16 protein-coding genes are annotated in these 18,927 nt (G+C 65.6%); 1 reads left to right on the top strand and 15 read right to left on the bottom strand.

All coding sequences use genetic code 11. The features are described from left to right. Positions 1-64: 64 nt before the first annotated feature. The 3 genes from lpxB to lpxA are packed head-to-tail and all read right to left on the bottom strand — an operon-like array spanning position 65 to position 2,914. The gene (gene lpxB, locus PMN64_RS25045) at positions 65-1,243 is read right to left on the bottom strand and encodes a lipid-A-disaccharide synthase (protein ID WP_411782549.1); all 1,179 of its coding nucleotides are present in this window, start codon (positions 1,241-1,243) and stop codon (positions 65-67) included. After that, on the bottom strand, positions 1,243-2,100 hold the full coding sequence (locus tag PMN64_RS25040; RefSeq protein ID WP_411782548.1) for an LpxI family protein: 858 nt from the start codon (positions 2,098-2,100) through the stop codon (positions 1,243-1,245). The genes lpxB and PMN64_RS25040 overlap by 1 nt, the downstream gene beginning before the upstream one ends. A gap of 19 nt (positions 2,101-2,119) precedes the next feature. Continuing rightward, positions 2,120-2,914: an acyl-ACP--UDP-N-acetylglucosamine O-acyltransferase gene (gene lpxA, locus PMN64_RS25035; RefSeq protein ID WP_411782547.1), complete on the bottom strand. Its 795-nt coding sequence runs from the start codon at positions 2,912-2,914 to the stop codon at positions 2,120-2,122. Positions 2,915-3,062: 148 nt separating this feature from the next. On the opposite strand from lpxA, the gene PMN64_RS25030 reads away from it, so the two are divergent. After that, on the top strand, positions 3,063-3,386 hold the full coding sequence (locus tag PMN64_RS25030; protein ID WP_411782546.1) for a KTSC domain-containing protein: 324 nt from the start codon (positions 3,063-3,065) through the stop codon (positions 3,384-3,386). A 12-nt stretch (positions 3,387-3,398) separates the two neighbouring features. On the opposite strand, the gene fabZ is transcribed toward PMN64_RS25030, so the two are convergent. The 12 genes from fabZ to dnaE all read right to left on the bottom strand — a co-directional run bounded on the left by fabZ (position 3,399) and on the right by dnaE (position 18,907). Further along, entirely contained in the window at positions 3,399-3,857 is a 459-nt protein-coding gene (gene fabZ / locus PMN64_RS25025) for a 3-hydroxyacyl-ACP dehydratase FabZ (RefSeq protein ID WP_016841580.1), read from the bottom strand. Continuing rightward, positions 3,857-4,918, bottom strand: a complete 1,062-nt coding sequence (gene lpxD, locus PMN64_RS25020) for a UDP-3-O-(3-hydroxymyristoyl)glucosamine N-acyltransferase (protein ID WP_411782545.1) — start codon at positions 4,916-4,918, stop codon at positions 3,857-3,859. The genes fabZ and lpxD overlap by 1 nt, the downstream gene beginning before the upstream one ends. Positions 4,919-4,950: 32 nt before the next feature. After that, a complete protein-coding gene (bamA, locus tag PMN64_RS25015; RefSeq protein WP_411782544.1) occupies positions 4,951-7,491 on the bottom strand; it encodes an outer membrane protein assembly factor BamA in 2,541 nt (846 codons plus the stop codon). Positions 7,492-7,666: 175 nt separating this feature from the next. After that, positions 7,667-8,818, bottom strand: a complete 1,152-nt coding sequence (gene rseP, locus PMN64_RS25010; protein ID WP_411782543.1) for an RIP metalloprotease RseP — start codon at positions 8,816-8,818, stop codon at positions 7,667-7,669. Between the two features lie 43 nt (positions 8,819-8,861). After that, positions 8,862-10,088: a 1-deoxy-D-xylulose-5-phosphate reductoisomerase gene (gene dxr, locus PMN64_RS25005; RefSeq protein WP_411782542.1), complete on the bottom strand. Its 1,227-nt coding sequence runs from the start codon at positions 10,086-10,088 to the stop codon at positions 8,862-8,864. Between the two features lie 4 nt (positions 10,089-10,092). After that, positions 10,093-10,941 carry a phosphatidate cytidylyltransferase gene (locus PMN64_RS25000; protein WP_411782541.1) on the bottom strand — a complete coding sequence of 283 codons (849 nt, stop codon included), beginning with the start codon at positions 10,939-10,941 and terminating at the stop codon, positions 10,093-10,095. Further along, positions 10,938-11,696: an isoprenyl transferase gene (locus PMN64_RS24995; protein ID WP_411782540.1), complete on the bottom strand. Its 759-nt coding sequence runs from the start codon at positions 11,694-11,696 to the stop codon at positions 10,938-10,940. Before PMN64_RS24995 ends, PMN64_RS25000 begins: the two co-directional genes overlap by 4 nt. A 20-nt stretch (positions 11,697-11,716) precedes the next feature. Next, positions 11,717-12,280 carry a ribosome recycling factor gene (frr, locus tag PMN64_RS24990; RefSeq protein WP_016844334.1) on the bottom strand — a complete coding sequence of 188 codons (564 nt, stop codon included), beginning with the start codon at positions 12,278-12,280 and terminating at the stop codon, positions 11,717-11,719. Positions 12,281-12,330: 50 nt separating this feature from the next. Next, positions 12,331-13,047, bottom strand: a complete 717-nt coding sequence (gene pyrH, locus PMN64_RS24985; RefSeq protein WP_038385104.1) for a UMP kinase — start codon at positions 13,045-13,047, stop codon at positions 12,331-12,333. 73 nt (positions 13,048-13,120) lie between these two features. After that, complete coding sequence (tsf, locus tag PMN64_RS24980) at positions 13,121-14,044, bottom strand: translation elongation factor Ts (protein ID WP_028339654.1); 924 nt, start codon at positions 14,042-14,044, stop codon at positions 13,121-13,123. Between the two features lie 127 nt (positions 14,045-14,171). After that, on the bottom strand, positions 14,172-15,164 hold the full coding sequence (locus PMN64_RS24975; RefSeq protein ID WP_028339653.1) for a 30S ribosomal protein S2: 993 nt from the start codon (positions 15,162-15,164) through the stop codon (positions 14,172-14,174). A gap of 218 nt (positions 15,165-15,382) precedes the next feature. Beyond that, positions 15,383-18,907 (bottom strand): DNA polymerase III subunit alpha, encoded by a 3,525-nt coding sequence (dnaE, locus tag PMN64_RS24970; protein WP_411782539.1) that lies wholly within the window; start codon positions 18,905-18,907, stop codon positions 15,383-15,385. Positions 18,908-18,927: the final 20 nt, after the last annotated feature.

Here is an 18,927-nt window from a genome sequence, read left to right as displayed (position 1 = left end):
TATTCAGCGCAAGCGGGATCGTTGCGGCGGTATGTCGCCACTGAACGAGGACACGATCGATTGGCTAGGCCGAACGGCGGCGCATCTCCGCCAGCACGATGTCGGCGGCGCGGACGCTCGGCGGCTGGTCGCCGGTCGACATCTTCCCGTCCATCGTCGCGAACCCCACGAGCTGCCGCAGACGATCGGGCGAATCCGCAAGCACGTCGCCCAGCGCCGCCGCGAGCTTGTCCGGTGTGCAGTCCTCCTGCAGGAACTCGGGAATGATATCGCTGCCGATCACGAGATTGGCGAGGATCACCGAGGACACCCGGATCGCGCGGCGCAGGATGAACGCCTCGGCGGCGCCGACGCGATAGGCCGTCACCATGGGAATCCCTGACAGCGCGAGCTCCAGCGTCACCGTGCCCGACTTCGCGAGCGCAGCGCGGGCGACGCGGAACGCGGCGCGCTTGTCGGTCTCACCGATCGCGAGCCGCGGCACCACCGGCCACGACGCGACGCCTTCGCGCACCATCGCCTCGAGATGCGGCATGGTGGGGAGCACGAGCTCGAACGGCGTCTGCTTACTGAGCAGGCCGAGCGCCGTGCCGAACAGCGCCAGATGATGCCTGATCTCGCTGCGCCGGCTTCCGGGCAACACCAGCAACACCGGCGGCTGCGCATCGCGCCGCTTCTGCTCGTCCTCGTTCGGGCGCAGCGTGGCGAGCTGCTCGGTCAGGGGGTGGCCGACATAGCTGCACGGCGGTCCCTGCAGCTTGCGATATTCCTCCGGCTCGAACGGCAGCAGCGCGAGCACGTGGTCGACATAGCCCCGCATCGCACGCGCCCTGCCCGGCCGCCAGGCCCAGACCGACGGTGACACGTAATCGACGATCGGAATGTTCGGGTTGCGGGCGCGGACGCGACGGGCGACGCGGTGGGTGAAATCGGGGCTGTCGATGATGACGAGCATGTCAGGCGCGTCGGCGAGCACGGCATCGGCTGTGCGCCGGATCAATCGCAGGATTTTCGGCAATTGTTTCACAACGGCGGCAAAGCCGATGATCGAGAGTTCCTCGATCGGAAACAGCGGAGCGATGCCCTGAGCAGCCATCGCCCGGCCGCCGACGCCGGAAAACTGCACGGCATCGCCGAGGCGCTGGCGCAGCACCTGCATCAGCGCCGCGCCGAGGCGGTCGCCGGATTCCTCGGTGGCGATGAGGAAGATCTTGCGAGCGGTGCTGGGGCTGCGCACCTGCATCAGCCCGCCAGTCCGATGACAAACAGCCCCCTGGCGTCGGCGGCCTCGACCAGGGCCTGCGGCTCGGCGGCCAGCGTATTGCCGGCGATCACGGCGATGCCGGCAATGCCGGCGGCTGCCGCGCCTTCGACCGTTCGCGGGCCGATGGTCGGCAGATCGAAGCGCAGATCCTGCCTGCTCTTCGGCGCCTTCACCAGCACGCCGCGGCCGGCCTTGGCACGAATACGGCCTTCGGTGCGCAGCCGCGCGACGCGCGCGAGCAGCCCATCGGTGCCCTCGATATCCTCGACCGCAACCACATGACCTTCGATCACCACGGCCGCCTGACCGATGTCGAACGGGCCGAGCGCGTCCAGCACACCGCGTCCGCGCGCGATATCGGCGAGCGCCGTGCTATCGGGCGCCGCGCGCGTCACGGCGCCCTCCGGCATCAACAGATCGGGCGCGACGTCCTTGATCCCGACCATGCGGAAGCCCTGCTGCTCGAGGATGCGGCCAACGCTCGACAGCAAATGATCGTCGCCGCCGCGAAATGCGCGAACGACGTGGCCGAGCAGGCGCAGCGTACCCCAGTCGAGCCGGATCTCCGACAGCGCGGGGCGCACCAGGGTGCCGATGAAGATCAGATCGCGGCAGCCTTCGTCGCGGAACAGCCGGGTCGCCCGCCCGAGCTGGCCGACCGAGATCCAGCGGTGACGAAACCGCTGCGCGCGCGCCGGATCGCAGGCGCCGCGCAGCGCGAACAGCACCGGCGTGATGCCGCGCGCAACCAGGGAGTCGGCGACCGCGAACGGCATGGCGCCGCCGCCGGCGATGACGCCGACCGGCGAGGAAAGCGAGGGAGCCGCTGACGTCATGCTGGCGGCCATCCCCAGCTCAATTGGTATCGGCGGGAAGGCAGAGCGGGCGCAGCTTGCCGCCCTCGATGAAGGCCAGGATTTCCGCAATCGCGGGATCGTCGCCCGCCAGCGGCTGCACCGAGGCCAGCCGCTCAGCGAAGATGCCGGGGCCGTGGAACAGCTTTTGATAGAACGCGCGCACCGTCGCCAGCCGCGCCTTGGTGAACTGGCGGCGCCGCATGCCGATGATGTTGAGTCCTTCGAGCACCGCGTACTGACCGTTGGCGAGGCCGAACGGGATGATGTCGCCGCGTACGCCGCAGACGCCACCGATCATCACCTGCGAGCCGACGCGGGTGAACTGGTGCACGGCCGACAGGCCGCCGATATAGACGAAGTCGCCGATCTCGCAGTGGCCGCCGAGCGTCGCCGACGTCGCGAAGATCACGCCATTGCCGACCATGCAGTCATGGCCGACATGGCTGTTGTTCATGAAGAAGCCGCGATCGCCGACGCGCGTGAGCCCGCCGCCCTTGACCGTGCCGACATTCATCGTCACGCCCTCGCGGATGGTGCAGGCTTCGCCGACTTCGAGGCGGGTCGGCTCGCCGCGATAACTGAGATCCTGCGGCGGCCCGCCGAGCGCGGCGAACGGCGAGATGATGCAGCCGGGGCCGATCCTGGTATGCCCGCTGATCGTGACATGCGCGATCAGCTTGCAGTTCTCGCCAAGCACGACATTGGGGCCGATGATGCAGTACGGACCGATCTCGGTGCCGGCCCCGATCACAGCGCCATCGGCAATCCGCGCAGTCGGGTCGATCATGCTCATGAAGTTTCGGTCCGGAATTCGTTAATGGCGCCAAGGTGCTATCGAGGCGCCAGGCTGTCGATTGGGGCGGTCGTTAGCGCGACTTTGCCCGCCCTGTCCAGTGACGTATCATGACCGCCTGTTGCAAACGAGAAGGTCGCAACCAATCATGGTCCGGGCCGCCGCGCTGATCCTCAGCCTGCTCTCTGCGCCAGTCGGCCCGGAGACGGTCGATCTCGGCAACAGCACGACGGTCGATCTCTCGAGCTTCGAATGCCGCGACATCAACCGCAGCACGATCGTCCAGCGGGTCTGCTACAGGGCGGATCAGCGCGCGCTGCTGGTCGCGGTCAGAGGCAGCTACCAGCACTATTGCGGCGTCCCTGCCGAAACCTACGACGCGCTGATGAACGCGCCGTCGATGGGCGTCTTCCTCAATCGCGTCCTGCGGATCGCGGGCGCGGACGGCCGCTACACCTGCACAACGTCGTGAGCCCGGCGCGGCCTAATCCGTGAGCATCGCACCGACATCGGCCTCGGCGACGACCTGGCCGTTGACCTTGGCATCGCCGTGAAACCACCACATCGTCTTACGCCGGCCGAGCGAGCGCATGTGATACTCGATGGTGTCGCCGGGCATCACCGGCTTCCTGAACTTGCACTTGTCGATGGTGAGAAAATACACCGCGCGCGGCTTCTCGGTGCCCTCGACCGACTTGATGCCGATGACGCCGGCGGTCTGGGCCATCGCCTCGATCATCATCACGCCGGGGTAGACCGGACGGTCCGGGAAATGGCCCTGGAACGGCGGCTCGTTGAAGGTGACGTTCTTGATGCCGATGCCGCTGTAGTCGGTGCGGATCTTGATCACCCGGTCGATCAGCAACATCGGAAAGCGATGCGGGAGCGTCTTCAGGATATCGTTGATATCCACCAGCTCGAATTTGACCGGTGCCTCCTCCATCACTCCTGTTCCTTGCCTTTGGCTTCGTTGTCGCGCACCAGACGCTCCACTGCGATAATTTCCCTGAACCACTGCTTGGTCGGCTTGGCGAAATGCCCGCCCCAGCGACCGTTGGCCGGGATGTCGTCCTTGACCGCGCTCATCGCCGTCACCTGGGCGCCGTCGCCGATCTTGAGGTGGTTGTTGATGCCCACCTTGGCGCCGAGCGCGACATTGTCGCCGATGGTCAGGCTGCCGGCGAGCCCGATCTGGGCCGCCAGCAGGCAGTGCCGGCCGATCGTCACATTGTGGCCGATCTGGACCTGGTTGTCGATTTTGGTGCCCTCGCCGATCACGGTGTCGCGCAGGGAACCGCGGTCAATGGTCGAGGCGGCACCGACCTCGACATTGTTCTGGATCACCACGCGGCCGGTCTGCGGCACCTTCACATGGCCGGCCGGCCCGAAGAAGATGAAGCCGTAGCCGTCCTGGCCGATATTGCAGCCGGGATGGATCAGGACGTTGTTGCCGATCAGCGCGAACTGGATGGTGGTCTTGGCGCCGACATTGCAGTCGCGGCCGATCTTGACGTCGGCCCCGATCACCGCGCCGGCGCCGATGATGGTGCCCGAGCCGATCTCGACCCGTGGGCCGATCACGACCAGCGGATCGACAATGACGCCGTCCTCGAGGCGCGCGCTGGGATCGATGATCGCCGACGGCGCGATGCCCTCGGTGTCGAACCAGGATTGCGGCCGCAGGGCATCGGCGTGCCATTCGCGGGCGAGCTCGACGAACGCCTGGAACGGCTTCGCCGCCCGCAGCACGGCAGTGCCCTTCGGCACCTGTGCCTCGAAGCGCGGGCTGACCAGACATGCGCCGGCCTTGGTCGCGGCAAGCTGGTCGGCGTATTTCAGATTGTCGAAAAAGGCGAGATGCATCGGACCGGCCTCGTCGAGCGAGGCCAGCCCCCTGATCTGAAGCGCACCCCTTTCGGGGTCGATCAGTTGCGCCTTCGTCAGCGCGGCTATTTCAGCCAGCGATGACGAAGGAGGACTCTTGTAGAAGATCGGCTGCGCCATTCCATCCGTCGCAGTCCGGTTGGCAATCGGTCTTAGAACGTCGTACCGCCGCCAAACCGGAATTCTTGCGTGCGGTCAAACGCACCCTTGGTCAGCGGCACCGCGTAGTCGAAGCGCAGCGGACCGAACGGTGACTGCCAGATCAGGCCGACACCGACCGAGGTACGGACAACCTTGCTGTCATCGTAGCTCAGGCCAAGGCACGTACCCGGAGACGGCGGATTGTTCGTCGGCCTGACACAGCCAGGCACGTTGACTTCGCCGGTCGCCGCCCACGAGGTCGGGCCCTGGTAATCGTACAGGCCGCCGGCGTCGGCATAGACCGCGCCCTTGAGCCCGACTTCCTTCGGCAGGAACCAGAACGGCATCTGCAGTTCCGCCGACACGCCCCAGTACTTGGTGCCGCCGATGGCGTCCATGGTGCCGTACGGGTTGATGTCACGCGGACCGATACCGTTCGGCGCGAAGCCGCGGACCAGGTTCGGGCCCATCTGGAAGTGATCGAGCATGCGCAGATCCGAGGTCCCGAGCTTGTTCAGGATGCCGCCCTGGGCGTGGATCACGCCGACGATGTCGGAGACCAGCGGGGTGTAGTACTTCGCGTCGATCGCGGTCTTGATGTAGCTGACGTCACCGCCAACACCGGCGAAGTCCTGCTTGAAGTCGACGATCAGACCGTCGGTCGGGTTCTTGTTGTTGTCGAGGGTGTTGTAGTTGAGCGTGTAACCCAGCGCCGATGTGAGGGTCTTGCCGCCCGCCAGCTCCTTGCGGACCGGCAGGGAGGCTTCGCCGTCAAAGAAGCAGCCGAGACCATTGGTCGACACCAGGCTGATCCCGTTCAGGTTCGCATAGGCCGGGCTCGGATTGAACGCGGGATTGGGCGTTCCATCCGGCAGGAGCGGCACGTTGTTACAGTTGTTCAGCGTCGACGGCAGGGTGATTTCCTGCTGGTAGATCGAGTAGCGCAGCTGCAGCGACAGATCTTCCCGCAGGCTGAAGCCGAGCCGCGGGCTGAAGCCCAGCGTCTTGGTGCCGTACGCGATGTAGCTGTTGGACAGCTGCTGGCGCTGATAGAGGTCGAGGCCGAGCGCGACGCGGTAGTCGAGCAGATAGGGCTCGACGAACGACAGCGAGTAGCCGCGGGCATACTGGCCGTAGGTCACCGACGCCTTCGCGTACAGGCCGCGGCCGAGCAGGTTGCGCTCGGAGACGCTGACTTCGGCCAGCGCGCCGTCGGTGGTCGAGTAACCGCCCGACACCGAGAAGTCGCCGGTCGACTTCTCCTCGAGATCGACAATCAGGATGACGCGATCGCTGGAGGAGCCCGGCTCGGTGGTGATCTTCACCGTCTTGAAGAAGTCGAGGTTCTTCAGCCGGCGCTCGGCACGGTCGACCAGCGCACGGTTGTAGGCGTCGCCTTCCGAGATATCGAACTCGCGGCGGATCACGTAGTCGCGGGTACGGCTGTTGCCGCGGATGTTGATGCGCTCGATATAGGTGCGCGGACCTTCGTCGATCGCGAAGGTGATCGACACCGTGTGATTGTCGAAGTTGCGATCGCCGCGCGGCCGGACCACCGCGAAGGCGTAGCCGCGGCGCGATGCCTCGATCTGCATCTCCTCGACCGATTTCTCCAGCGCCTCGGCGTTGTAGAGCGAGCCGACATTGACGCGCGAGTAGGTGCGCAGCGCGTTCGGGTCGAGCGTTGCGATCGACGACGTATAGTTGACGGACGCGACGCGGTACTGCTGGCCTTCCTCGATCTTGAAGGTAACCAGGAAGCCCTTCTTGTCGGGATCGTATTCGGTCAGCGCGGCCACGACCTGGACGTCGGCATAGCCGTTCTTGAGGTAGAAGCGACGCAGCAGGTCGCGATCGGCCTCGACCCGGTCGGGGTCGTAGACGTCGTTGCCGCCGAGGAAGCTCAGGATGTTCGATTCGCGGGTCTTGATGACGTCGCGCAGACGGGACGCCGAATAGGCGCTGTTGCCGATGAACTCGATCGACCGGACGCCAGTCTTCACGCCTTCATTGACCTCGAAGATCAGGTCGACGCGGTTGTTCGGCTGCTCGATGATCTGCGGATTGACCCGCACGTCATAGCGGCCGGACCGGCGGTAGATTTCGGCGATGCGCAGGGCGTCCGACTGGACCATCGGACGCGAGAACGTGCCGCGCGGCTTGGACTGCACTTCAGCGGTGAGCTGTTCGTCCTTGATCTTCTTGTTGCCCTCGAAGGCAACGCGGCCGATCACCGGGTTCTCGACCACGACCACGACGAGGCGCCCGCCCCGCTGGTCGATATGGACGTCCTGGAACAGGCCGGTCTCGATCAGCGCCTTCAGACCGTCGTCGATCTGGGCCTGGCCCAGCCGACCGCCCGGCCCGGGATGGAAGTAGGAGCGGATGGTTTCAAGCTCGACACGGCGGTTCCCCTCCACCGTGATCGAATCGACGGTCTGCGCCGACGCAGGCACAGACACAGCTACGGTCGCCAAGGTGGCAACCACCGGCGCGGCGAACATGACCAAGGCGGCGAACAGCCCCCCCCTCACTCGCATTCCAAACATCATGCGCAACGCGCCCTTATCTTAACGATGCCAGATCGTTCCCCAACGACCCGACAGATTCCCAACCTGCCGCTCAGCTTGTAACCAAATTTGCCAAGGGGGCAAACTTACTAGAGCTGAACATTTCCATTTTCGTTCCAAGACGTTGCCCATTGGCAACGCCACAAAAAAGCCCGTTTCAGGACCCGGCGATCCTGAGGATGTCGTTATACGTCGCAAACACCATCAACATCAGGACCAGACCCAGCCCGATTCGGAAACCCACCTCTTGCGTCCGCTCCGACAGCGGGCGTCCCCGCAGCGCCTCCGCACCGTAGAAAAGCAGGTGTCCGCCATCCAAAAGCGGGATCGGAAACAGGTTCAGCAGGCCGATCGAGACCGACAGGATGGCGCAAAGATTGATCACGAACTGGAACCCGGCGCTCGCGGCCTGCCCCGACAGCTTCGCGATTCCAATGACCCCGCTCACCTCGGCAGGATTGCCGGTTCCAATGAACAGCGACCCGAGGAACTTGAACGTGCTGGAAATGATGTACCAAACCTGCTCGACGCCGATCTTCAGGGCCTCCAGCACGCCGACCGAGGCGCTGGTCGCCTCGCCGACCTGAGCCTTATGCTCGATTCCCAGCACGCCGATTCGGTGGGCATTGCCGAAGGGGTCCTTGACCTCCCTGAGCGCCGGCGTCGCCTTGAGCGCGACGATCGCGCCATCGCGCTTCACCTTGAACCCAAGCTCTGAACCCGCGTTCGAGGCTACAATCCGCTGCATGTCGGCGAAGCTCTGGATCGCGCTGCCGTCGATATCCACGACGACATCACCGACCTTAAAGCCGGCGTTCGCGGCGACGCTTTCGGCCACCAGGCCGTCGACCCGGGCAATCGTGCTCGGCTTGCCGTAGTAGAGCGCCATGCCCGCAAAAATCAGGGCGCCGAGAATGAAGTTCGCCACCGGCCCGGCCGCGACGATGGCAGTGCGCTTTCCGACCGATTTGTGATGGAAGCTGCCTTCGCGCTCCTCCGCCGTCATGGCGGCGAGCGTCTCGGTCGACGGCGTCGATGCCTCGCTGTCGTCGCCGAAGAATTTGACGTAACCGCCGAGCGGTATCGCCGAGATCTTCCAGCGCGTGCCATGCCGGTCGTTGAAGCCGGCGAGCTCCGGCCCGAAGCCCAGCGAGAACGTCAACACCTTCACGCCAGCCCAGCGCGCGACCAGGAAGTGGCCGAGCTCATGGAAGAAGACGACGATGGTCAAGACGAAGAGGAAGGGAACGATGGTACCGAGAAGCCCATGACTCAACGCATTGATACTATGAATAAAATACTCGGGCATTCGATTTCCCTCGACAAGAGCCAAAGGCTCCGCCCCCAACCCTCTAGGTTGCCTTTAAGGCAATTTGAGGCAATAGGGCGGCAGCTTTATTTCGCGCGATATGGTCAACGGAAATCGCATCATCCGCCGAGCGCAGTGGTGGCTGATTCCCTGACTTGATCCAATCGTTCATCGTCGCCTCGACCAGCCGGGCGATCGCGCCGAACTTGATCTTGCCGGCGATAAACGCGGCGACCGCGATCTCGTTCGCGGCGTTGTAGACCGTCGTCGCGCCGTGCCCCATCCGCAGCGCCTCATATGCCAGCCGCAGTCCCGGGAAGCGCTCAAAGTCCGGCGCCTCGAAGGTGAGCTGTCCGATCTTGGCGAGGTCGAGCTTGGCGGACGGGCCGACGACGCGGTCGGGCCAGCCGAGGCAATGCGCGATCGGGATCCGCATGTCGGGCGTACCGAGTTGCGCCACCACCGAACGGTCGGAGAACTCGACCATGCCGTGGATGATCGACTGCGGGTGCACCAGCACGTCGATCTCGTCGGGCGCCAAAGCGAACAGATAGGACGCCTCGATCACCTCGAGGCCCTTGTTCATCATCGACGCGGAATCGATCGTGATCTTCTGCCCCATGCTCCAGTTGGGATGTTTCAGCGCCTGTTCCAGCGTCGCCTGCTCGATGTCGGCGGGCGCCCAAGTGCGGAACGGCCCGCCGGACGCGGTGATGATCACCCGCGTCAGTTCCTCGCGATTGCCGGAAGCCAGCGCCTGGAACAGCGCATTGTGCTCGGAGTCCGCCGGCAGAATGCAGGCGCCGGCCTTCTTGGCCCGCTCCATGAAGATATCGCCGGCGCAGACCAAACATTCCTTGTTGGCGAGCGCGACGGTGGCGCCGCGATCGACCGCGGCAAGCGCGGGCTTCAGCCCGGCCGCGCCGCTGACCGCCGCCATCACCCAATCGGCAGGCCGCGCGGCCGCCTCGATGATCGCGCTCGCCCCGGCCCCGCATTCGGTCCGGGTTCCGGCCAGCGCGTCCTTCAGTTCCGAAAGCTTCGCCGGGTCGGCAATGGCGGCGAACCGCGCGCCGAATTCCTTGGCCAGCTTGGCGAGGCCCTCGACATTGCTGTTCGCGGTCAGCGCCTCGACCCGGTAGCGGTCGCGCGCGCCGCGCAGCAGATCCAAGGTGCTATCGCCGATCGAGCCGGTGGCACCGAGGACGGTTACGGTCCGCACGGCGGACACCGCCGCGGCCTTGTTGTTACGCAACGGAACTGCGCTCATCTCATCACCAAACCATAAGACCGCGCCCGACGCCATCGGCGCCACCACGGAGAAAGCCGAAAATCGCCGCCACAATGACGGCCGCGACAAATCCGTCCAGGCGGTCCAGGAGGCCGCCGTGACCGGGAATGATGTGGCTCGAATCCTTCACGCCGAACCGCCGCTTCACCGCGGATTCGAAGAGATCGCCGAGTTGCGAGACCACCGACAACACGGCGCCGAGCATCAAGAGCGGACCGGTCGAGCCGATCTCGAAGGCGGCAAAGCCGGCAGCGACCAGCAGGCTCGCCACGAAGCCGCCGACCGCGCCCGCCCACGTCTTCTTCGGGCTGACCCGCACCCAGAGCTTTGGCCCGCCGATGCTGCGGCCCGCGAAGTAGCCGCCGATATCGGTGACCCACACGATCAGCAACACGAACATCAGCGCGGCAAAGCCCTTCGCCGTGTCGAGGCGCAGCAGGACCGACGCGATCTCGGCCCCTGCCGCATAGAGCAATCCCGCAATGGCCCAGTTGCGCCGCGCGCCGGACGTCAGTGCCATAACAACCGCTCCGACGGCGAGCACGATCAGGGCCGCATCGATACGGCCGGCCATCAGGCACAGTCCGGCGAGCAGCAACGCGATTACGCCGGGCACCAGGATCCGGAGCTCGCGTCCAAGTCCGGTGACAACAAGCCATTCCGCGAACAATCCGGCCGCCGCCAATGTCACGAGGAGCGACCAGGCGACGCCACCCATATAGGCCAGCGCGATCGCAACCGGCGCCAGCACCAGCGCCGCAATCACGCGCATCGCGAGATTGCGCGACCCCTGTTCGTTTGCTGCCGCCGGCGCGGCCTCGCCCTCGGTCACGATCCGGTTTTCGCAGCGAGTCCGCCGAACCGGCGCTCGCGCCTGCCGTATTCCGCAATCGCGCCTTCGAGCGCCGCCTTGTCGAAATCCGGCCAGTGAATCGGCACGAACACGAGCTCGCTATAGGCCGCCTGCCACATCAGGAAGTTGGACAGACGCTGCTCGCCGCTGGTGCGGATAATCAGATCAGGATCCGGGATGTCGGGCGCATCGAGATATTGCCCGAGCGTGTCGGCATCGATGGAGCTGGCGTCGCGCTTGCCTTCGGCGACCTCGCGCGCAAGGCGCCGCGCTGCGGAAGCGATCTCCGCGCGCGAACCGTAGTTGAAGGCGACCACGAGGTTGAGCTTGTCATTATTCCTGGTCAGCTCCTCGGCTTCGTTGAGCAGCGCGCAGATGTCGGCGTCGAGGCCGTCACGCTCGCCGATCACGCGTACCCGCACCCCATCGCGGTGCAGCGTCGCCAGATCGTTGCGGATGAAGCGGCGCAACAGGCCGAACAAATCGCCGATCTCGCTGGCCGGCCGCGACCAGTTCTCCGAGCTGAAGGAAAAGATCGTGAGATAGACGATGCCGAGTTCATGGGCTGCGCGCACCACGCGGCGCAGCGCCTCGACGCCGCGGCGGTGGCCCTCGACGCGCGGCAGGCCGCGCGACTTGGCCCAGCGCCCGTTGCCGTCCATGATGACAGCCACATGCAACGGACTGCCGGAGCGATCCGGTCCGTCAGTTGCTGGGGCGGCGGCGTTCGACATCGGCTGTTTCCGTAGCGCCTTCAGACCGTCAGGATTTCCTTTTCCTTGGCAGCGAGCAGCTGATCGATTTCGGCGATCATGCCGTCGGTCGCCTTCTGCACCTCGTTCGACAGGCGCTCCTGATCGTCCTCGGAGATCTCGTGATTCTTCTCGAGCTTCTTGATCACGTCGAGGCCGTCGCGGCGCACGTGGCGCACGGCGACCTTGGCCGCTTCGGCATATTTGTGCGCGACCTTGACGAGCTCCTTGCGGCGCTCCTCGTTGAGTTCGGGAATCCGCAAGCGCAACACCTGACCTTCGGTCGCGGGCGACAGGCCGAGATTGGAATCGACGATCGCCTTTTCGACCGCCTTCACCATCGTCTTGTCCCAGACCTGCACCGAGAGCAGGCGCGGCTCGGGCACGCTGATGGTCGCAACCTGGTTGAGCGGCATATGCGAGCCGTAAGCCTCGACCTGGACCGGCTCCAGCATGGAGGCCGCAGCACGGCCGGTGCGCAAACCGCCGAGCTCGTGCTTGAGCGATTGTGTGGCGCCCTGCATGCGGCGCTTCACGTCGTTGATGTCAAAACCAGGTGCGGCCATGACGTTCTCCCTTCCCTAGAAACCGGCTGTCGACGCCCGGAGGCGCGGCATCAGCCGGCGACGACCGTGCCGTGTCCGGTACCGCGCAGAATCGCACCGATCGAACCGGGCTCCGCGATCGAGAACACGATGATAGGCAGCGACGTCTCGCGGGCAAGCGCGAAAGCGGTCGCGTCCATGACCTTGTAGCCGCCCTCGATCGCCTGCGAATGGGTCAGGCGGTCGAAGCGCTTGGCTTTGGGGTCCTTCTTCGGATCGGCGCTGTAGACGCCGTCGACATTGGTGGCCTTCAGCACCGCCTGCGCGCCGATTTCGGCCGCGCGGAGCACGGCGGTGGTGTCGGTCGTGAAGAACGGGTTGCCGGTTCCACCGCCGAGCAGGACGATGCGTCCCTCGGCGAGATATTTGTGCGTTGCACTACGGGTGAACAGCTCGGAGATCTCCGGCATCACGAATGCCGATAGGGTCCGCGCCGGGGTTCCCTTGCGCTCGATCGCCGCCTCCAGCGCGAGGCAGTTCATCATGGTGGCAAGCATGCCCATGGTATCGCCGGTCGGCCTGGAGACGCCGCGCGAGGACACCTCGACGCCGCGGACGATGTTGCCGCCGCCGATCACGACGGCGACCTCGATACCGAGCTTGCGGGCTGCGATCAGGTCGTCGGCGACGCGATCGACCGTCGGTTGATCGATACCGAACCCGTGGGAACCGGCCAGGTATTCGCCGGACAGCTTGATCACCACGCGACGATAGATCGGCTCAGCCATGATGCGATCGCTTTCCTATCCCGCGCAGGCAGGCATCCGGCGCAAAGCGCCGGAGGCCCTCTGGTGTCAGCGGTTACTTCTTGCCGCTGGCGGCCGCGACTTCGGCGGCGAAATCGCTTTCCTGCTTCTCGATTCCCTCACCGAGAGCATAGTTCACAAAGCCAGCGATTTTGATCGCCCCGCCGACCTTACCCTCAGCTTCCTTCACCGCCTGGGCAACCGACTTGCCGCTGTCGTGGATGAAGGCCTGATCGAGCAGGCAGACCTCCTTGTAGTAGGTCTTCAGGCCGGAATCGACGATCTTCTCGATGACGTTCTCCGGCTTGCCCTGCTGGCGGTACTTGTCGGCCAGCACGTCCTTCTCGCGCTTGACGGTCTCCGGATCGAGCCCGGCCGGGTCGAGCGCCAGCGGCTTCGCCGCCGCCACGTGCATGGCGAGCTGGCGACCGAGCACCGCGAGCTCGTCGGCCTTGCCGGCGGACTCCAGCGCCACGATCACGCCGATCTTGCCGGCGCCCTCGACGACCGCGTTGTGGACATAGCTCGACACCACGCCCTTGCTCACCTCGAGCGAAGCGGCGCGGCGCAGCGTCATGTTCTCGCCGATGGTCGCGATCGCGTCGGAGATCGCGGTCTCGACGGTGACGTCGCCGACCTTGGCCGCCTTGATGGTCTCGACGTCGGCACCGTTGTGCAGCGCGACCTGGGCGATCATCTTGACCAGGCCCTGGAACTGCTCATTGCGCGCAACGAAGTCGGTCTCGGAATTGACCTCGACCAGCACGCCCTTGGTGCCCGAGGTCAGCGCGCCGATCAGGCCCTCGGCCGCCACGCGGCCGGCCTTCTTCGCGGCCTTGGACAGGCCCTTCTTGCGCAGCCAATCCTGCGCTTCCTGCATGTCGCCGTTGTTCTCGGTCAGCGCCGCCTTGCAATCCATCATGCCCGCGCCGGTCGACTCGCGGAGCTCCTTGACCATCGCTGCTGTGATCGTTGCCATCGTTCAATGCCCTTCTTGCCTGTACAGAAACCGCGGCGCCCGATGGCGCCGCTGTCTGCGACAGGGAAATCGTTGTTCGTGGAATAGAAGCGGCGGCCGGGCGAGACCCGGCCACGCCGCGTAACCTTTATTCCGCTTCGGCGAGCGTCTTGGCCTGGGCGACCCAGGCGTCGGCACGGCTCGGCAGACCGACTTCTTCGCCGATCTTGTGCGCGGTGTCGTGATCGAGCTCGGCGAGCTGCCAGTAGTGGAAGATGCCGAGGTCGTTGAGCTTCTTCTCGATCGCACCGGACACGCCGGTGAGCTTCTTGAGGTTGTCGGCGGTGCCGCGCGGGCCGGCGAGGCCCTGGAAGCCGGACGGCGCGGCCGCCGGAAGGTCTTCCTGCACAGGCGTCGCCGACGCGCCGATGTCGATTCCGGAGTCGCCCTGAGCGCGCGAGATGCCGTCGATGGCGGCGCGCGCCACGAGATCGCAATACAGCGAGATCGCGCGTCCGGCGTCGTCATTGCCCGGCACCACATAGGTGATGCCCTTCGGGTCCGAATTGGTGTCGACGATCGCGGCGACCGGGATGTTGAGCCGCTGGGCTTCCTGGATCGCGATGTCTTCCTTGTTGGTGTCGATCACGAAGATCATGTCGGGAAGACCGCCCATGTCCTTGATGCCGCCGAGCGAACGGTCGAGCTTGTCGCGCTCGCGCTGCAGCGTCAGCCGCTCCTTCTTGGTGTAGGAGTTGGCTTCGCCCGACGACAGCACGTCGTCGAGATGACGCAGGCGCTTGATCGAGGCCGAGATCGTCTTCCAGTTGGTCAGCGTGCCGCCGAGCCAGCGCGAGTTGACGAAGTACTGCGCCGAACGCTTGGCAGCGTCGGCAACGCCGTCCTGGGCCGAGCGCTTGGTGCCGACGAACAGGATGCGGCCGCCCTTGGCGACGGTATCGCTGACCGCCTGCAGGGCACGGTGCAGCATCGGCACGGTCTGCGCGAGGTCGATGATGTGGATGTTGTTGCGGGCGCCGAAGATGTAATCCTGCATCTTCGGATTCCAGCGGTGGGCCTGGTGGCCAAAGTGAACGCCGGCTTCCAAAAGCTGACGCATGTTGAATTCGGGCAGCGACATAGATCTAATTCTCCGGTTGGTTCCTCCGGAAACGTGTGAGCAAACGTGCCTGAATGGCCCGGTTGCCACCGGACGGCCTTGAGAGCCATGTTTCCGTGTGAGATGGCGCGCTATATAGCGCGATTTGCGAGAGAAGCAAGGAAATACGGCCGGTTACACCGGCCTGCCGGGCCCAAATCGTGCCGAAACGGCCCTGTTTGGCGCCCGGAGTCCCCAGTTTACAGGGTCTGCACGTCGACCACGCCCGCCACCGCCTTGATCGCGCCGGCGATCTGCGGCGAGACCTTGTAGCGGCCGGGCAGCTTCATCTCCACCTCGGTTTCGAGGTCCAGCATCATCACCAGCGAGACGTCGCCATCGGCCCCTGCCGCCGGTGGCGGCGCGGCGGCCGGCTTCACGGCCGGCGCCTTTGCGGCGCCGCCCGGGGCGGGCGCGGCTTCCGGCATATTGAGGCGGCGGGCGATCGAATCCAGCGGCTTGGTGTCGCGGACGAAGATGCGCAGGCCTTTCTGCGTCTTGGCGGCGGCGTGATCCAGCGGCTCGGCGTGCAGCACCCTCGCCCGCACGTCCTCACCCTGCAATTCGGCGCCGAGCTGCAACAGCACGGCCGCCCCCGGCTCAAGCACGTCGCGGTATTGCGCGAGGCCCTCCGAGAACAGCACCGCCTCGAAATGGCCGGTCGGGTCCGACAGGCCCATGATGCCCATCTTGTTGCCGGTCTTGGTGCGCCGTTCCATGCGCGACACCACCGTTGCCGCGACCTTGCCCGCGGTAGCGCCGGTCTTCACCGCGCGCGAGAATTCCGCCCAGGACTGCACGCGCAGCCGCTTCAGCGCGGTCGCGTAATCGTCGAGCGGATGGCCCGACAGGAAGAAGCCGATGGCGTCGTATTCGCGCCGCAGCCGGTCCGCGGGCAGCCACGGCTCGATCTGCGGCAGCATGATGCTCGGCGCATCCGCCGCGCCGCCGAACATGTCGTTCTGGCCCGAGGTCGCCGCCTCGTGGCTGCGCTGGCAGGCAGCGAGGATCGCATCGGCACCGGCGAAGACGCGCGCGCGGTTCGGCTCCAGCGTGTCGAAGGCGCCGGCCGCCGCAAGACTCTCGATGATCCGCTTGTTGACGGCGCGCGGGCTCACCCTTGCTGCGAAATCGGCGAGCGAGGTGAAGGCGCCCTTCCTGTTGCGCTCCTCGATGATCTGCTCGACCGCCTGGACGCCGACGCCCTTCAGCGCCGCGAGCGCGTAGTAGATCGTGTTGTCGCTGACCTCGAAGGTCGCGCCGGAGCGATTGATGTTGGGCGCCTCGACCTTGATGCCGAGCCGCTGCGCCTCGGAACGAAATTCGGAGAGCTTGTCGGTGTTGTTGAGTTCGAGCGTCATCGACGCCGCCAGGAATTCGACCGGGTAATGCGCCTTCATATAGGCGGTGTGGTACGACACCAGCGCATAGGCGGCCGCGTGGCTCTTGTTGAAGCCGTAGTCGGCGAACTTGGCGAGCAGCTCGAAGATCGTCTCGGCCTGGCCCTTGGCCACGCCGTTCTTCATCGCACCGGCAACGAAGATGTCGCGCTGCTTGTCCATCTCGGCGCGGATCTTCTTGCCCATCGCGCGGCGCAGCAGGTCGGCCTGGCCGAGCGAGTAGCCCGCCATCTGCTGCGCGATCTGCATCACCTGTTCCTGATAGATGATGACGCCGAAGGTCTCCTTCAGGATCGGCTCCAGGATCGGATGCAGATATTCCGATTCCTCGTCACCGTGCTTGCGCGCGCAATAGGTCGGGATGTTCGCCATCGGGCCCGGGCGATACAGCGCCACCAGCGCGATGATGTCCTCGAAGCGGTCCGGCCGCATGTCGATCAGCGCGCGCCGCATGCCCTGGCTTTCCACCTGGAACACGCCGACGACATCGCCCCGCGCCAGCATCTGATAGCTCGGCGCATCGTCGATCGGCAGCGTCGCGAGATCGACATCAACGTCGCGCTGCTTGAGCAGCTTCACCGCGACGTCGAGCACGGTCAGCGTCTTCAGGCCGAGGAAGTCGAATTTCACGAGGCCCGCCGGCTCAACCCATTTCATGTTGAACTGGGTCACCGGCATGTCGGATTTCGGATCGCGGTAGAGCGGCACCAGCTCGCTCAGAGGCCGGTCGCCGATCACGATGCCGGCGGCATGGGTCGAGGCGTGGCGCGTCAGACCTTCGAGGCGCTGCGCGATATCGAACGCACGCGCCACCACCGGATCCTCGTCGCGGAATGCCTGCAGCTTCGGCTCGCCCTCGATCGCCTGCGCCAGCGTCACCGGTGCTGCGGGATTCTGCGGCACCAGCTTGGTCAGCTTGTCGACCTGCCCATAGGGCATCTGCAGCACGCGCCCGACATCGCGCAGCACGCCGCGCGCCTGCAGCGTACCGAAGGTGATGATCTGCGCCACCTGGTCGCGGCCGTAGCGCTCCTGCACGTACTGGATCACCTCGCCGCGGCGGTCCTGGCAGAAGTCGATGTCGAAGTCCGGCATCGAGACGCGCTCGGGATTGAGGAAGCGCTCGAACAGCAGCGCAAACCGCATCGGATCGAGGTCGGTGATGGTGAGCACCCAGGCGACCAGCGAGCCCGCGCCGGAGCCGCGCCCCGGCCCGACCGGAATGCCCTGCGCCTTCGCCCATTTGATGAAGTCCGAGACGATCAGGAAGTAGCCCGCATATTTCATGCGGGTGATGACGTCGAGCTCGAACGCAAGGCGCTTGCTGTAGTCCTCCTCGGTCATTCCCGGCGAGAGACCGTGCACCCGCAGGCGATTCGCGAGCCCCTCCTCGGCCTGGCGCTTCAGCTCGGCGGCCTCGTCGGCGGCGGCATCGGCGCTGGCGGCGGCCCCCACCGTGAAGAACGGCAGGATCGGCTTGCGGGTCTTCGGCCGGAACGAGCAGCGCTCGGCGATCTCCACCGTCGAGGCCAGCGCCTCCGGGATGTCGGCGAACAGCACCGCCATTTCCGCGCGGGTCTTGAAGCGATGATCCGGGGTCAGTTGCTCGCGGTTGGTCTCGGCGATCAGGTGGCCGCCGGCGATGCAGAGCAGCGCGTCATGCGATTCGTAGTCGTCATTGCTGGCGAAATACGGCTCGTTGGTCGCGACCAGCGGCAGGCCCTTGCTGTAGGCGAGATCGATCAGGCCGCCCTCGGTGCGGCGTTCCTTGTCGGCGCCGTGGCGCTGCAATTCGATGTAGAGGCGATCGCCGAACAGGCTGGCCAGGCGCTCGCAGCGGGTGGTCGCCAGCGCCGCCTGTTCGGCCCGGAGCGCCAGCGCGATCGGCCCGTCTGGACCGCCGGTCAGCGCGATCAGGTCTTCGGCGTCGTCGGTGAGCCAATCGAACTTGATGTGCGGGGTCTGGTTGACCGGCGTCTCCAGGAACGCCCGCGAGTTCAGCCGCATCAGGCTGCGGTAGCCGCGCTCGCGCGCCGCCAGCAGCACGATTCGCGCCGGGCCCGTCGTCGCAAGGATGCTCCGCGTATTCGGATCGACGTCGCCGAAATCCACCGCCAGCTCGCAGCCGACGATCGGCTGGATGCCGTAGCCGGCCATCTTGTCGGAGAATTCCAGCGCCCCGAACATGTTGTCGGTATCGGTCAGCGCCAGCGCCGGCTGGCGGTCGGCCTTCGCGAGCTCGCCCAGCTTGGCGATCTTGATCGAGCCCTTCAGCAGCGAATAGGCGGAATGAACGTGAAGATGAACGAATCCGGCATTCGGCATGGCTGCTTACAGAAGCTCTT

Source organism: Bradyrhizobium sp. UFLA01-814 (assembly GCF_046718885.1).
Lineage (GTDB): Bacteria > Pseudomonadota > Alphaproteobacteria > Rhizobiales > Xanthobacteraceae > Bradyrhizobium > Bradyrhizobium elkanii.
Note: the sequence above shows the minus strand (reverse complement) of the source record. Positions and strands in the feature narration are given on the sequence as shown.

Excerpts from the sequence above, each read along its gene's own strand:
- lpxB (WP_411782549.1), bottom strand. The coding sequence starts at position 1,243 with ATGCAGGTGCGCAGCCCCAGCACCGCTCGCAAGATCTTCCTCATCGCC.
- PMN64_RS25040 (WP_411782548.1), bottom strand. The coding sequence starts at position 2,100 with ATGACGTCAGCGGCTCCCTCGCTTTCCTCGCCGGTCGGCGTCATCGCC.
- lpxA (WP_411782547.1), bottom strand. The coding sequence starts at position 2,914 with ATGAGCATGATCGACCCGACTGCGCGGATTGCCGATGGCGCTGTGATC.
- PMN64_RS25030 (WP_411782546.1), top strand. The coding sequence starts at position 3,063 with ATGGTCCGGGCCGCCGCGCTGATCCTCAGCCTGCTCTCTGCGCCAGTC.
- fabZ (WP_016841580.1), bottom strand. The coding sequence starts at position 3,857 with ATGGAGGAGGCACCGGTCAAATTCGAGCTGGTGGATATCAACGATATC.
- lpxD (WP_411782545.1), bottom strand. The coding sequence starts at position 4,918 with ATGGCGCAGCCGATCTTCTACAAGAGTCCTCCTTCGTCATCGCTGGCT.
- bamA (WP_411782544.1), bottom strand. The coding sequence starts at position 7,491 with ATGATGTTTGGAATGCGAGTGAGGGGGGGGCTGTTCGCCGCCTTGGTC.
- rseP (WP_411782543.1), bottom strand. The coding sequence starts at position 8,818 with ATGCCCGAGTATTTTATTCATAGTATCAATGCGTTGAGTCATGGGCTT.
- dxr (WP_411782542.1), bottom strand. The coding sequence starts at position 10,088 with ATGAGCGCAGTTCCGTTGCGTAACAACAAGGCCGCGGCGGTGTCCGCC.
- PMN64_RS24995 (WP_411782540.1), bottom strand. The coding sequence starts at position 11,696 with ATGTCGAACGCCGCCGCCCCAGCAACTGACGGACCGGATCGCTCCGGC.
- frr (WP_016844334.1), bottom strand. The coding sequence starts at position 12,280 with ATGGCCGCACCTGGTTTTGACATCAACGACGTGAAGCGCCGCATGCAG.
- pyrH (WP_038385104.1), bottom strand. The coding sequence starts at position 13,047 with ATGGCTGAGCCGATCTATCGTCGCGTGGTGATCAAGCTGTCCGGCGAA.
- tsf (WP_028339654.1), bottom strand. The coding sequence starts at position 14,044 with ATGGCAACGATCACAGCAGCGATGGTCAAGGAGCTCCGCGAGTCGACC.
- PMN64_RS24975 (WP_028339653.1), bottom strand. The coding sequence starts at position 15,164 with ATGTCGCTGCCCGAATTCAACATGCGTCAGCTTTTGGAAGCCGGCGTT.
- dnaE (WP_411782539.1), bottom strand. The coding sequence starts at position 18,907 with ATGCCGAATGCCGGATTCGTTCATCTTCACGTTCATTCCGCCTATTCG.